9 protein-coding genes are annotated in these 15,166 nt (G+C 62.0%); 5 read left to right on the forward strand and 4 right to left on the reverse strand.

The window, feature by feature from the left end; translation table 11 throughout:
* Window positions 1-2 precede the first annotated feature (2 nt).
* On the reverse strand, window positions 3-2,303 hold the full coding sequence (locus tag FS767_RS03715; protein ID WP_144964234.1) for a fatty acid cis/trans isomerase: 2,301 nt from the start codon (window positions 2,301-2,303) through the stop codon (window positions 3-5).
* 181 nt (window positions 2,304-2,484) lie between these two features.
* Between FS767_RS03715 and metH the strand changes: the two genes are divergently transcribed.
* Window positions 2,485-6,192, forward strand: coding sequence for a methionine synthase (metH, locus tag FS767_RS03720; protein ID WP_144964235.1), 3,708 nt, complete (start codon window positions 2,485-2,487; stop codon window positions 6,190-6,192).
* A 286-nt stretch (window positions 6,193-6,478) separates the two neighbouring features.
* Here the strand turns inward: metH and FS767_RS03725 are convergent, their stop codons facing one another.
* Window positions 6,479-7,561, reverse strand: a complete 1,083-nt coding sequence (locus tag FS767_RS03725; protein WP_144964236.1) for an ABC transporter substrate-binding protein — start codon at window positions 7,559-7,561, stop codon at window positions 6,479-6,481.
* 211 nt (window positions 7,562-7,772) lie between these two features.
* Between FS767_RS03725 and FS767_RS03730 the strand changes: the two genes are divergently transcribed.
* The 4 genes from FS767_RS03730 to FS767_RS03745 all read left to right on the forward strand — a co-directional run bounded on the left by FS767_RS03730 (window position 7,773) and on the right by FS767_RS03745 (window position 11,792).
* The gene (locus FS767_RS03730; RefSeq protein WP_144964237.1) at window positions 7,773-9,425 is read left to right on the forward strand and encodes a nitrite/sulfite reductase; all 1,653 of its coding nucleotides are present in this window, start codon (window positions 7,773-7,775) and stop codon (window positions 9,423-9,425) included.
* Window positions 9,409-9,903: a DUF934 domain-containing protein gene (locus FS767_RS03735; protein ID WP_027914639.1), complete on the forward strand. Its 495-nt coding sequence runs from the start codon at window positions 9,409-9,411 to the stop codon at window positions 9,901-9,903. The genes FS767_RS03730 and FS767_RS03735 overlap by 17 nt, the downstream gene beginning before the upstream one ends.
* A gap of 191 nt (window positions 9,904-10,094) precedes the next feature.
* Window positions 10,095-10,559, forward strand: coding sequence for a nuclear transport factor 2 family protein (locus FS767_RS03740; RefSeq protein ID WP_144964238.1), 465 nt, complete (start codon window positions 10,095-10,097; stop codon window positions 10,557-10,559).
* 84 nt (window positions 10,560-10,643) lie between these two features.
* Window positions 10,644-11,792, forward strand: a complete 1,149-nt coding sequence (locus FS767_RS03745; protein WP_144964239.1) for a carboxypeptidase family protein — start codon at window positions 10,644-10,646, stop codon at window positions 11,790-11,792.
* Window positions 11,793-11,806: 14 nt separating this feature from the next.
* Here FS767_RS03745 and FS767_RS03750 read toward each other — a convergent pair whose 3' ends face one another.
* Together FS767_RS03750 and FS767_RS03755 are read right to left on the reverse strand one after the other, a co-directional pair.
* Window positions 11,807-12,775: a spore coat U domain-containing protein gene (locus tag FS767_RS03750; protein ID WP_144964240.1), complete on the reverse strand. Its 969-nt coding sequence runs from the start codon at window positions 12,773-12,775 to the stop codon at window positions 11,807-11,809.
* Window positions 12,772-15,069, reverse strand: coding sequence for a fimbria/pilus outer membrane usher protein (locus tag FS767_RS03755; RefSeq protein ID WP_144964303.1), 2,298 nt, complete (start codon window positions 15,067-15,069; stop codon window positions 12,772-12,774). The genes FS767_RS03750 and FS767_RS03755 overlap by 4 nt, the downstream gene beginning before the upstream one ends.
* Window positions 15,070-15,166 lie beyond the last annotated feature (97 nt).

Genomic DNA, 15,166 nt, shown 5'->3' on the forward strand with positions numbered 1-15,166 from the left:
GATCAGAGGTTTTCGTAGCGGTTCATGTCCAGCACGCCGGCCTCCACCGGGTCGGTTTCCAGAATGAACGCACTCAGGTCATGGAAATAACGCCAGAATTGCGGGTGGGTTCGACGTATACCCCACCGCTCGACGATGCGCTCGAAGCGAGCGGTATCATCCTTGGCCTGACTCATCAGGTCGACGAACACCGGCACTTCGGCCGCTGGCACGTTGAACATGAAGTTTGGGTAGCTGGTCATGACCCCGGGCTGCAAGGTCAGGGTATCGAGGCCTGGCTGGTAACGATAAGCCTCGCCCAACAGGAATGCCACGTTGCTGTGCGCCCGGTTGCGCATCAAGGTATAGACCTGCCGCTGCCCACCCTGCCCTTCGATGCGAAGCAGCGTCGCCTCGGGCAATTGATTGATCACTTTCAACCCTGCGGCGGGACGCGAGACCAGCCGGCTGAGGGACTGCTCTGCATTGCGGAACTCTTCAGTCATCTGCGGCCGCGAACAGTACGCCCCCTGGCAGCGGTTGATCGGGTCGGGTGAAGCATTGATGCTGGTGGTCCGCGCGATCAGCTGCAACCCGAAATCGCGTTTGGGATCGTGTGGACTCAGGGCAAGGCCGCTCGGGGTATCGGCGTCGATGTTTTCGTAGTCGAGCCACATCTTTATCTTGCCGCTGTCTTGATACCAGTCGCTCAGGATGTCCTGGCGCGACTCGGCCGGCATCAGGCGCAGGAAGTTGACCTCGGCGCCGTTGCGGATCAGGTCGAAGTACAGGCGCGTCTGCAGCTGGTGCGACAGGTTGCCGAAGACGTCGAAGTTGACCGCCAGCTGGTAGTAGGTGCGCTCGAGCAAGGGGTAGTCGAACAACCACATCGTCAGGGGCACATCCCCCACCAGGCCCTTGGTGACTGTAGCGCTGTCGAAGTGACGGAAGATGCTCAGCAACGCGTTGTCGTTGCCTGTCCACAAGGTCGACCAGCCCGGGGCCGGCATGTCGGCATAGGCCTCACGGCGCAGTTTCTCGTACTCGTTGCGCTTGTCGCGATAGGCGCGCCACAGCGCGAGCACACTGCCCACATCGTCGTTCTGACCCGGCATGGCGAGTAAGGGCGTGGCCTTGCCACGGTAACGGGCATCGGTAACGTAGCGGTCGAAGGCAGGCTCCTGGAACAGCGCCCAGAAGTTGTCACGGATCACGTCCGTGGCGATCTGCCCACGGCACACCGGCCCGCGTATGAAGGTGCGTACGAAGTACTCGGCGTTGTCGAGCATGAACTGGTAGCGGGCCACCGCCGGGATCGCCTCGAAGGTTTCGAAAGGGTTGGCGCGGTGGCGAGGGCCATAGCCTGGCAGCGTGGTCACCTGCCAATCGCCGGCGTAGAAGAGCTGCTTGACCCGCTTGAGTTTTTGCGGACCCAGGGGGTATGTGATGTGTGTCTTGTGCACGATCACGCCCTGGACGGGAATCAGGCGATAGAAGAACTCAGTTCCGGGCGGATCATTGGGCCTGCGCGTGGCAATGATATCGGCAGGCTGCCCGCTGGGCGTGCGCGAGCGCACCCATTGGAAAAAGTGCCCCTGCTCACCCCCGGTAAAGTGGATGTGGGCGAGGAACAGATGCTCGTACAGCCAACGCCCCACCAGGGCTTCTGAAGCCCCAGGACGATTAAGCAGCGCTTCCCATTCGGCGATCTGACGGGCTTCGCTGGCACTGGGCTTGATCGCCTGGTACTCGACTGGCGCACCCGCCGCCAACCAGCCACGCAGTGTCGCGTATTCCTGGTCGGTCAGGCCTGTAACGGCCAGCGGCATGCCTTCCTTGGGATGCGCACCGGCGTAGGCGTCGAACTCATGGGGCAACGGGCACATATTGTTGCGGTTCAGGCCTAGTGCAATCTCATCCGGCACCTTGGCATTTGGCGTGAGCGGCGTCTTGTGCCCCAGTTCGAGCATGCGCGCCATCAGCGCGGCTTGGCTGCCCTGGTTGTCGAGCACCGAATAGAAGCCCTTCTTGCGCCACTCGGCCTCGCTATGGGCGTCGTAGAACAACCGGGTGGGCGCTACGGCCTTGCTACGCTCGCCCTGATACACGGGAACCTTGCTGGCGCCGCGCACGGCACCTTCGGCTGCCTCGAGCTTGAGCTGGCAGGCGGCGTCGTTGCAGGCGTGGCAGGCAACGCATTTCTCGGTGAAGATCGGCTGGACATCACGGGTATAGGAAATGGTGGGAGCGGGTTGGAGGCCTTGCCCGAGCACTGCGCCACTGAGAAAAAGGGCGGCAAGGCCGGCAAGCATACGATGCACCATGTGCGGGATGTCCTGATTAAGTGCAGCCAAGGCAATGGAAAATTGGCAGTGTTTGTATTAATAGACAGTACGGAATCAGGCAACATGAGCATATTTCATGAAAACAGGCCGCACCCCTAAAAACCGTGCAGCTTTGTTATGATTCAACACTTTCTGATTTCCGCCCGACCAGGTAGTTCATATGTCCGACCGTAGCGCTCGTCTTCACGCACTTCAACAAGCACTTAAAGAGCGCATCCTCATTCTCGATGGCGGCATGGGCACCATGATCCAGAGCTACCGGTTGGAGGAAGCCGACTATCGTGGCACGCGCTTTGCCGATTGGCCAAGCGACGTCAAAGGCAACAATGACCTGCTGCTGCTCAGCCGTCCAGATATCATCGCGGCCATCGAGATGGCCTACCTGGACGCGGGCGCCGATATCCTCGAGACCAACACCTTCAATGCCACCCAGATCTCCCAGGCCGACTATGGCATGGAAACGCTGGTGTATGAGTTGAACGTGCAAGGCGCGCGCATCGCCCGCCAGGTGGCCGATGCCAAGACGCTGGAAACACCCGACAAGCCGCGCTTCGTGGCGGGTGTACTCGGCCCGACCAGCCGCACCTGCTCGATCTCCCCCGATGTGAACGACCCGGGCTACCGCAACGTCACGTTCGACGCGCTGGTGGAAAACTACATCGAGGCCACCCGCGGGCTGATCGAGGGCGGTGCCGACCTGATCCTGATCGAAACCATCTTCGACACCCTCAATGCCAAGGCGGCGATCTTCGCCGTGCAGCAGGTGTTCGAGGACGACGGCATCGAGCTGCCGATCATGATTTCCGGCACCATCACCGATGCCTCCGGCCGCACATTGTCCGGGCAGACCACCGAAGCCTTCTGGAACTCGGTGCGGCACGCCAAGCCTATATCCGTCGGCCTGAACTGCGCATTGGGCGCCAAGGACTTGCGCCCTTACCTGGAAGAGTTGTCGGGCAAGGCTGACACTCACGTTTCGGCGCACCCCAATGCGGGCTTGCCCAATGCCTTCGGTGAGTACGACGAAACCCCAGCGGAAATGGCGGCCGTGGTCGAGGAGTTCGCCGCCAGTGGCTTCTTGAACATCATTGGTGGTTGCTGTGGCACCACCCCTGGGCATATCCAGGCAATCGCCCAGGCCGTGGCCAAGTACCCGCCACGGCCACTTCCGGAGATAGCCAAGGCATGCCGCCTCTCGGGCCTGGAGCCCTTTACCATCGATCGCCAGTCGTTGTTCGTCAACGTCGGTGAGCGCACCAACATCACCGGCTCGGCCAAGTTCGCGCGGCTGATTCGCGAGGAAAACTACACCGAGGCCCTGGAAGTGGCGCTGCAGCAGGTAGAGGCCGGCGCCCAGGTCATCGACATCAACATGGACGAAGGGATGCTCGACTCCCAGGCGGCCATGGTCCGTTTCCTCAACCTGATCGCCGGCGAGCCGGACATCTCGCGCGTGCCGATCATGATCGACTCTTCGAAGTGGGAGGTGATCGAGGCTGGACTCAAGTGCATCCAGGGCAAAGGCATCGTCAACTCCATTTCCATGAAAGAAGGCGTTGAGCAGTTCAAGCACCATGCCCGCTTGTGCAAGCGTTATGGCGCAGCCGTGGTGGTCATGGCCTTCGACGAGGTTGGCCAGGCCGACACTGCCGCGCGCAAGCAGGAAATCTGCAAGCGCAGCTACGACATTCTGGTCAACGAGGTGGGCTTCCCCGCAGAAGACATCATCTTCGACCCGAACATCTTCGCTGTCGCCACCGGCATCGAGGAACACAACAACTATGCCGTGGATTTCATCGAGGCCTGCGCCTATATCCGCGACCACCTGCCGCACGCCTTGACCTCGGGTGGGGTGTCCAACGTGTCGTTCTCGTTCCGGGGCAATAACCCGGTGCGCGAGGCGATTCACTCGGTGTTCCTCTACCACGCCATCGTCAACGGCCTGACCATGGGCATCGTCAATGCCGGTCAGTTGGAAATCTACGACCAGATCCCAGCGCCGTTGCGGGAAAAGGTCGAGGATGTGGTGCTCAACCGCACGCCACAGGGCACTGATGCGCTGCTGGCCATTGCCGACGACTACAAGGGCGGCGGTGCCACGCGGGAAGTCGAGAACGAGCAGTGGCGCTCGCTGCCGGTGGAAAAGCGCCTGGAGCATGCGCTGGTCAAGGGCATCACGGCGTTCATCGTCGAGGACACCGAGGCGTGCCGCCAGCAATGTGCACGGCCGATCGAGGTCATCGAAGGCCCCTTGATGAGCGGCATGAACGTCGTCGGCGACCTGTTCGGCGCCGGCAAGATGTTCCTGCCCCAAGTGGTCAAGTCGGCTCGGGTGATGAAGCAAGCCGTTGCGCACTTGATTCCGTTCATCGAAGCCGAAAAAGGCGACAAGCCCGAGGCCAAGGGCAAGATCCTGATGGCGACGGTCAAGGGCGATGTGCACGACATCGGCAAGAACATTGTCGGCGTGGTGCTCGGCTGCAACGGCTACGACATCGTCGACCTGGGGGTGATGGTGCCCGCCGAGAAGATCCTGCAGACGGCACGGGACGAGAAATGCGACATCATTGGCCTGTCGGGCCTGATCACACCGTCGCTGGACGAGATGGTGCATGTGGCGCGCGAGATGCAGCGCCAGGGCTTCGAGCTGCCGTTGATGATTGGCGGCGCCACCACATCCAAGGCCCACACGGCCGTGAAGATCGAGCCCAAGTACAGCAATGACGCCGTGATCTACGTGACCGATGCGTCCCGCGCCGTCGGCGTGGCGACGCAATTGCTGTCCAAGGAGCTCAAGGCGGGTTTTGTCGAACGCACACGCCAGGACTACGAAGAGGTACGCGCGCGCACGGCCAACCGCAGCGCCCGGACCGAGCGCCTCACCTACGCCCAGGCAGTGGCGGCCAAACCCCAGTACGACTGGGCCGGCTACCAGCCAGCCGTACCCTCCTTCACTGGTACCAAGGTCCTGCATGACATCGACCTGCGCACCCTGGCCCAATACATCGACTGGACGCCGTTCTTCATTTCCTGGGACCTGGCGGGCAAGTTCCCGCGAATTCTCACGGACGAAGTCGTTGGCGAGGCGGCGACTGCCCTGTATGCGGACGCCCGCGAGATGCTCGACAAACTGATCGACGAAAAACTCATCAGTGCTCGCGCAGTGTTTGGCTTCTGGCCCGCCAACCAGGTGGCCGATGACGACATCGAGGTGTACGGCGAAGACGGCGCTGCGCTGGCGACCTTGCACCACCTGCGCCAGCAGACCATCAAACCCGACGGCAAGCCCAACTGGTCGCTGGCCGACTTCGTGGCCCCCAAGGCCAGCGGTGTGACCGACTACGTGGGCGGGTTCATCACCACTGCTGGTATCGGTGCAGAAGAAGTCGCCAAGGCGTACCAGGACAAGGGCGACGACTACAGCTCGATCATGGTCAAGGCCCTGGCCGATCGCCTGGCCGAGGCCTGCGCAGAATGGTTGCATGAGCAGGTGCGCAAGGATTACTGGGGGTATGCCCGTGAGGAGCAGCTGGACAACGAAGCGCTGATCAAGGAGCAGTACCGTGGCATCCGTCCGGCGCCGGGCTACCCGGCATGCCCCGACCACACCGAGAAAGAAACCCTGTTCCGCCTGCTCGACGGCAGCGCCATCGGCGAAACCGGCCCAAGCGGCGTCTTCCTGACCGAGCATTACGCCATGTTCCCGGCCGCGGCTGTCAGCGGCTGGTATTTCGCCCACCCGCAGGCGCAGTACTTTGCGGTGGGCAAGGTGGACAAGGACCAGATCGAGCGCTACAGCACCCGCAAAGGTCAACCCGTGAGTGTCAGCGAGCGCTGGCTGGCGCCCAACCTCGGGTATGACAGCTAAGGCACACCCGAATCCAGTTGTTCCCGTGGGGCCCCGCTGGAAACAAGGCGCGTCAGTGTTGATGCGCCATGTGATCAGTGAGCAGGATTAGGGGTGAGTCCCCCAATACACTGCCGTGATGACGACAAGCGCGACCAGGCACAGGATTGCCCAGGTATCGACGCCATGGCTGGGCTTGCGCAACTTCGTTGGGTTGGTCATGGCATTGCCTCTTGTAGTGATTATGGGAATGCACCGCACAATCGGCAGTTAAGACCAGCAAAGACCTTTGCTCAAGCAGGGTTTTTCAGTATTCGACCGGTGACGTCAGGAACGGGTACTGATAGCCAGCCGTGCGCCCTATCGCGCTGTAAGCCTTGAAGTCCACGCCGTGGTCGGCCAGCTCCAGTCGTTTGAGCCATTGCCCGGCCTTGGCCTGGTCGATGCTCTGCAGCACAGGCAGGCTGTAATTGCGCAGGCCGTCGCGCCCAAACGGCAGGCCGTGGGCATCGTCATACAGCATGACCATGGCCCAGCCCCCAAGGCTGAAATGCCCGCCCATCAGAACACTCAAGCGCCCATCCAGACGCGCACGCAACGCCTCCCCCGAGCTGTTCACCGCACTGAACATCACATCCTTGCCTGGCTTGAGCCCCGCCTCCTCGAATGCCCGCATGGCCCCAAAAGCCATCTCGTCGTTGGCCGACCATACAAGCCGTGTCTGTGGGTAGCGTTCGAGCAGAAATCGCGCCTGCTCGTAGGCGCGCTGCCGGCTCCACCCGCCGTACACCACCTGCCGCAAGCGCACCTGGGGGAAGTCGGCCAAGGCGCGGCGCATGCCTTCTTCCCGGCGCTGCGAGGCAGGCGTAGTCTTCACGCCTGAGAACGCGACCAAATCCACTGGGCCACTGGTGGCAGGCAATTGCGCGATCATTTCACGCAACATCTGGAAACCGGCTTGTTCATCATTGGTGGTCAAAGAACCCAACGGCTGCGCGAATTTGTCAGGCCGAGCGCTGACAGCCCGCGCCTGGCTAGGCGTCAAGCCGTTATTGACCAGCAACAGCTTGACCCCCGCCCCTTGCGACAGGCGCATGATCTCGGGGGCGATGTACTGCTCATTTACCAGTACCAGGTAATCTGGTCGCCTGGGCCCATCGAGGGCCGCCCGGGCCTGGCTCAGGGCAAGATCGGTCCGGCGCTCGCCATACTCCACACGCAAGTCCATGCCCAGTTCGTCAGCGGCGGATTGCATGAACCGGCTGTAGCTGGTCCAGAATGTTTCGTCTGGCGAGCCCGGGTTGAGGAAAACCACTGACACCGGCTGCGCACCTGCGCTCAATGGCAGGGCGAAGCACAGGCAAAGGCAGCGGTACAGGGCCTTGAGCATAGGCTGACGTCTCTGAAGCAAACCCAGGATTATACCCCTCGGGTCAGAACTGGCGCATAAATGGCAGTCAGTCTCACATAGTCCGTTTGGTTCTTTTCATATGCAAAAACATCACTTTTGCGCATAAATACAACCTGCTATGGTGCCCCGGCTCCGAACCGGAGTGCGCGGCCGTGCGCGCGAATAGCTGCATGCCTGAGACAGGACTTTTATGTACGTATATGACGAATACGATCAGCGGATCATCGAGGACCGCGTCAAGCAGTTCCGTGATCAGACCCGCCGCTACCTGGCCGGTGAGCTGAGCGAGGAAGAATTCCGCCCGCTGCGCCTGCAGAACGGCCTATACATTCAACGATTCGCGCCGATGCTGCGTGTCGCCGTTCCTTATGGCCAACTCAATGCCCGGCAGGTGCGTACCCTGGCCAAGATCGCCCGCGATTACGACAAGGGCTACGCGCACATTTCCACCCGCCAGAACGTGCAGTTCAACTGGCCGGCCCTGGAAGATATCCCCGACATCCTGGCCGAATTGGCGACCGTGCAGATGCACGCCATCCAGACCAGCGGCAACTGCCTGCGCAACACCACCACCGATCAGTTCGCCGGTGTGGCTGCCGATGAAGTCATCGACCCGCGCCCCTGGTGCGAGATCGTCCGTCAGTGGACCACGTTCCACCCTGAATTCGCCTTCCTGCCGCGCAAGTTCAAGATCGCCATCAACGGTTCGAAACAGGACCGCGCGGCCATCGAAGTGCACGACATTGGCCTTGAGCCGGTGCGCAATGACGCTGGCGAGCTGGGCTTCCGCGTCCTGGTTGGGGGCGGATTGGGCCGCACACCAGTGGTCGGTTCGTTCATCAATGAGTTCCTGCCCTGGCAGGACCTGATCAGCTACCTGGACGCTATCCTGCGCGTCTACAACCGCTACGGCCGCCGGGACAACAAGTACAAGGCGCGGATCAAGATCCTGGTCAAGGCCCTGACACCTGAAGTCTTCGCCGAAAAGGTCGAGGCCGAAATGGTCCACCTGCGTGGCGGCAGCAGCACGCTGACCGAGGCGGAAGTGCAGCGCGTGTCGCGTCACTTCGTCGACCCGCAGTACCTGGCGCTGGACGATGTCGACTTCAGCGCCCTGGACAGCGAACATCCAGGGTTCGCGCGCTGGCGCTCACGCAACACCCGCGCCCATAAACGCCCTGGTTACGTGGCCGTGACCCTGTCGCTCAAACCCACCGGCGTTGCCCCAGGTGACCTCACCGACAAGCAGCTCGACGCCGTAGCCGACCTGGCAGAACGTTACAGCTTCGGCTTCCTGCGCACCTCGCACGAGCAGAACATCATCCTGGCCGACGTCGAGCAACGCCAGCTGCATGCCCTGTGGCTGGAGCTGCGCGAGAGCGGATTCGCCACCCCGAACATTGGCCTGCTGACCGATATCATCTGCTGCCCAGGCGGTGACTACTGCTCCCTGGCCAACGCCAAGTCGATCCCCATCGCCGAATCCATCCAGCGTCGTTTCGACGACCTGGACTACCTGTTCGACATCGGCGAGATCGACCTGAACATCTCCGGTTGCATGAACGCGTGCGGGCACCACCACGTCGGTCATATCGGCATCCTGGGCGTGGACAAGAAGGGCGAAGAGTTCTACCAGGTATCGCTGGGCGGCAACGCCGCGCGCGACGCCAGCCTTGGCAAGATCCTGGGCCCCTCGTTCGCCCAGGACGACATGGCCGATGTGATCGAGAAGCTGATCGCCGTCTACGTCGAACAACGCACCGAAGAAGAGCGTTTCATCGACACGTACCAACGCATCGGCATCGACCCCTTCAAGGAACGCGTGTATGCAGCGAATCATTAAGCACAACCAGATCGTCGACGAAACCTGGCACCTGCTGCCTAAGGAAACTTCGTTCGACGAACTGACCAACTGCGACGACTACATCGTGCCCTTGCAGATGTGGCGCGACCATGCCCATGCCCTGAAAGCCCGCGACGGTGGCCTGGGCATCTGGCTGGACAGCGATCAGGAGGCTGAGGAGATTGGCGAGGACGTCCAGCACTTCCAGGTCATCGCCCTGAATTTCCCTGCCTTCACGGACGGGCGCAGCTATTCCAATGCGCGCCTGCTGCGCGACCGCTACGGTTACAAGGGTGAGTTGCGCGCCATCGGCGATGTGCTGCGCGACCAGCTGTTCTTCATGGCCCGTTGCGGTTTCGATGCATTCGCCATCCGCGCCGACAAGGACCCCGAAGACGCCCTGCAGGGCTTGAAGGACTTCTCGGTCACCTACCAGGGTGCCACGGACCAGCCGCTGCCTTTGTTCCGCCGGCGCTGAGCCCATTGTTCGTCACGGCCGTGCACCTGCCACGGTCGTGACGGGCAGCCCCCACACTCGACCACACCGATACTCCGCACACATCGACATTGTTGTCGCCGACGCAATTGTGAAGTCTGCCCGGTGATGATTCTCGCTTAGCCCCAGGCACGCTACGCTTTTCGGACACATTCATGCCGAGGAGTCGAGCAATGTCCCGTCCACCCCTGCCACCTTTCACCCACGACAGCGCCATTGAGAAAGTCCGTCTGGCCGAAGACGGCTGGAACAGTCGCGATGCTGCCAAGGTGTCGCTGGCCTATACCCCCGATACCGTATGGCGCAATCGCGCCGAGTTTCCCCGCGGGCGCGCCGAGGTTGAGGCTTTTCTGACCCGCAAATGGAACCGCGAGCTCGATTATCGGCTGATCAAGGAGCTTTGGGCCTTTACCGAAAACCGTATCGCCGTGCGCTATGCCTACGAGTACCGCGATGACAGCGGCCAATGGCACCGGGCGTATGGTAACGAGAACTGGGAGTTCGCCCCGGACGGGCTGATGCACTCTCGGCACGCGAGCATCAACGAGCACCCAATCGCAGAAAGCGAGCGCAAGTTCCATTGGCCGCTCGGCCGACGCCCTGATGATCATCCGGGCCTCAGCCAGTTGGGGCTCTGAACCACGGCCAGGCGCACAGGGGCGCTTTGAGGCCTGGAAGCGGTGTACAGTAGCTGCACAACAACATCGCCGAGGAGCCCGCCCATGACCGTGACGCTGTCACCGCTGCATATCGATTGCGACTTCGATTCTGGCAACATCGAAGTCATCGACGCCAGCAATCCTGCCCAGGTCCGCCTCGCCATCCGGCCGGACACCCACAGTGGTCACTACCAGTGGTTTCACTTTCGCGTCAGCGGCCTGACGCCTGGGCAGAAACACCGGTTCAGCCTCGACAACGCTGCTGGCTCGTCCTACAAGAATGCTTGGACTGGCTACAACGCCGTGGCCTCTTACGACCAGCAGGCCTGGTTTCGGGTGCCCAGCCAATTCGATGGTACCGCCCTGGGCTTCGAGATCACGGCGCAGCAACCGCAGATCTGGTTCGCCTACTTCGAGCCCTACCCGCGTGCACGCCACAATCAACTGATCGAACGTGCGCTCGCCCTCCCCGGCATCACATTGCTGGCCAGCGGCCGCAGCATCCAGGGTCGCGACATCCCGCTGCTGCGCGCAGGCGACGGTGCAGCGGGCAAGCGCAAGGTATGGTTCATCGCCCAGCAACATCCCGGTGAGCACATGGCCGAGTGGTTCATGGAGGGGCTGATCGACCGTTTGCAGGCTGGCGACGCCACTGTCCAGCAACTGCTGAGCCGCGCTGATCTGTACCTGATTCCTAACATGAACCCTGACGGTGCCTTCCTGGGCCATCTACGCACCAATTACGCCGGCAAGGACCTTAACCGCGCCTGGCAGGACGCCAATGTCGAGCTCACTCCGGAGGTGTTCTTCGCCCAGGCGCAGATGAAACAATATGGCGTGGACGCCTTCATCGACGTGCACGGGGATGAAGAAATCCCCCATGTATTCACTGCCGCCTGCGAGGGCAACCCAGGTTACACAGCCCGCCTCGCCCACCTGGAAGAAACCTTCCGCAACACGCTGATGAGCCTGACGGCAGACTTCCAGACCACCCATGGGTACACCCGTGACGCGCCAGGTAAGGCCAACACGACGTTGGCATGCAACGCCGTGGGGATGGCGCACGACTGCTTGTCACTGACCCTGGAGATGCCGTTCAAGGACCACGACGATGCCCCCGACCCGCGCACGGGCTGGTCAGGGCTGCGCTCCAAGGCATTGGCGAGCGCCGTATTGGATACGCTCGCCGCGATGGTAGACGACCTGCGCTGAGCCTGTGCCTGCCCTCAGAACTGGACGTCCAGTACCACGCTGTCCGAGTAGCCGGCCGCCGGCGGCGTGGCCTGGTCGGTATAGACTCGCGCATTGTAGTTGAATACCTGACTGCCAGTGCCCGTGCCCATGCCCGGGTTGACGTCGGCCTCGGCACTGGCCCGCCTGGCGCTACCGCTCGCGCCCCAGCGAACGGTGCCTGCGCCCTTGTAGATGTCGTACGCCAGGTAATTGTTGGCAGCCGACTTCATGCGCCGCCGCCCGCTCAGCACGTTCTGCCCATCGCTGAGCCCGACGCTGTAGGCACTGCCTTTGGTACAGGAAACGCTCAGGCTCTGGTTGACCGTTGCGAAGGCGCTGACCACAGGCGCAGAACCGAAGTTGATATTCGGGGTAATGATCTGGCAATCATTGGTCACCGTCAGGCTGACGGTCAGGTACTGGGTGCCTGATCCGGTATCCCGCCCGATGCACAACCCGCCAAGCGAAATACCTTCACAATAGTTCCAGGTCCAATCCAGCTTGAGGCTCTCCTGATAGAGACCTGCCGCCACGTTACTGCCGATCTGGGTGCGAAGGTACAACGGTACAGTCTTGGGCGTACCGTTGAGCAAGCCCAGCAGGTCGAGGATACCCGTGCGTCCGTACTCGAATGCAACACCGCGGCTGATGGGAAAGTTGGTGGTGGCATCGGCGTAGAGCGTATACGGGATGACATCCCCTGTAGGGCCAAGCAACCCCCCCGTGGACGGCTGTACCGTCAGCTTGAACGAGTCGGCGTTGCTGAGCACGCTCAATACCGTGCCATTGCACTGTAAACCGGCGTTCGCCGTGGATGCTGTCTGCACGGCGGTGCGAACCTGCGTTGAATTGAGGGCGCCAAACAGAGCGGGCGCGGTGGCCACCGACGCGCACTTGGCCAGGGCAGGGTCTGCGCAGAGCGCTAGAAGCCCTGCGCAGAGCCAGGCTTGATGGCGGCTCACTTGCACACCAACGGCCCGATCAGTGGGATCGAGCCGGTGCTTTCTGGCAGGGTGAAGTCGACCTCGCACTGCCCTCCCCCCGCCAGTTCGACCTGCAAGCGGTTAGTAGCCTGCAAATTTTCCAGGTAGACCAGACCATCCCAGCCCACCACGGCCTGCGCGCCGCTTTGCACGTGTCTGACGCGGCTGCCCAGGCTCAGCGGTCGCTGATTGACATCCACCAGTTCCAGGCTGGCTGCCTGCACCTGCTTGAGTTCGAAGTCGAGCAGATAACCGCTGCCACGGCGAACGGCAACGCGTTGCTCGACTTGCGGCGCCAGAATGTCAGGCGGCAGATCCATCGGGTCTATTTCATATTTGCCTCGGTAGTAGGCACTGCTGTAGGGCACAAGCAGGTGACCCCGTTTATCGGTGCGGCCTACCGGCTGGTTTTCGTAACGCACGGGCACATCGGCGTAGCCAGAGGTGCTGACCACGACGAACGCATCATCGATGCGGTTGGCCGCGAACAGGCCGGCGTCCATCCACACGATCGAGCCGCTGGCATCAGCCCACCGGGTCATTTCTCCACTGCTGCCGTAGACACCCGCCTGCAGCTGGACCGACTGCAGGCGCCAGGTGGCGTCGGCCTGGCGGTAAGCCTGGCGATCGCTACCGGTGGCATACCCGAGGTTGTAGCCCACCCCGGTGCCCACCGGAACCGCCCGGCTGTAGTTGACCCGCTGCTGGTGCTGGCCGTCTTTGTTGCGTTCGATGCCCAAGGCCAGGGTGCCGGTCATGTCGAACGGAATCACCAGTTGCGCCTGCGCCGCCCATTGGCGATCACCCACCTCTCGGTTAGCAGAGAAGTAAATACTGCTGTTGCCCCACAGGGGCCTGCTGTAACTGAGGTTGATCAAACGCGTGCGGGTGCCGTCACCGGCGCGTACATCGAAATAACCGGCGCCGAGGTTCCCATACTGGTTGAGGTTCAAACTCAGCGTCACCTGCTCACTGCTCCTGCTCAGCTGCATGTCGCGCCGGTCGATGCGCGTGAGATCAGCGTAATCGCCATGGCGTTGCAGCCGCTGGTAGCTGAACCCCAGGCGTTGACTGTTGTATTGGTAACCCAGGGCGGTTTGCTGACCTTGGTTGCCTTCCAAACGGCTTTGGGCAAGTGCAGCATTGAGCACCCCGAACTGCCCTAGGCGCATGTTCGTCCCCAGGCCCCCGAGCATCAGGGACTCGGCCGTTTGCGCATGGGCCTCCAGCGTGAAGGTATCGCTCAGGCCGTGGCGCAGGCTGGCCGAGGCCACGCCCGGGCCGTATCCGAAGTCGCGCACCCCGTAGTCACGCCTGAGACTGCCGGCTGCCACCGCATAGTCGGTCAACCCTTTTTGCAACAGGCTGCTGGTCACATAGAACGGCAGGGTCGTGGACACTTGCCTGCCCAGGGTGTCGGTGGTCACCACCACTGCCTCGCCGGCACCGTTTATGAAAGGGACGTTGGTCAGGGTATAGGGGCCAGGCTGCAACTCGGTGGTGCTGGTCCGGTAACCATTGATGAAAAGCTCAAGGGACGTTGGCACGGCTGCTTCGCCTGCAAAGGCGGGCAACGGGTAGGTCACAAGGTCTGGCCGGGCGGCAAAATCCCTGGATAGCTGCAGCCCGCCCAGGCGCACTGAGCTACTCCAGGGCAATGCGGCGGTGATCAGGTCACCGGCCTCGACGGTCAGCATCCGTTGCTCGTCGGTGAAGCGCCAGGTGGTGTCGTAACGCAGGAATCCATCACCGGTGCCACTGCGCGTAACGCCGTTGAACGAGCGCCGCAACTGGCCAGTGCTGGATACGGTCCCCCAGCTGTCGAACACGCGTAGCTCATTCCAGGCGGCGAGATAGGTGCCGCTGTCATCGGTATCGTTCAGGTACAGGTCATAGTTGAACAAGGCACCGAAGCTGCTGCGCGCATCGGTAGGTGGGTAAAGCGTGCGCTCACCGACTTGCTGGTCCGGCAACCAGCCTGGGGGCACATCCAGCCGCAGTTGCTGGTTCTGGCTGTCGTATTCGGCATGCATTCCAGCAACGGCGTCCAGGGCTACGTCGCCCAAGGGGTCGCCGGGCAACGCAAGGCCTGCTGCGCGCAGCACGTCACTTTCTATGTAAAGGCGCCCGGCCCTTTGCTGCACCGGCACCAATTCAGCCTTTGGCATCTGGTTCACCGTGAGGTCCAGGTACAAGGTGGCATCGGCAACCGCCGAAAGCTCGGTTGGCGGTGGCGGCAGGTCGTCCGCCAGCACCAGGGTAGAACCGGCCAGTGCCAGCCCCAGGCACCCCAGGCGCTTCGTTGCGAACCTCTTCACGCATCGGTCCTGACCATTGCCGGGCCCTCCCTGGCCCTATCACTTGCCTGTA

The organism is Pseudomonas sp. DE0010, from assembly GCF_007680745.1.
Taxonomy (GTDB): domain Bacteria; phylum Pseudomonadota; class Gammaproteobacteria; order Pseudomonadales; family Pseudomonadaceae; genus Aquipseudomonas; species Aquipseudomonas parafulva_B.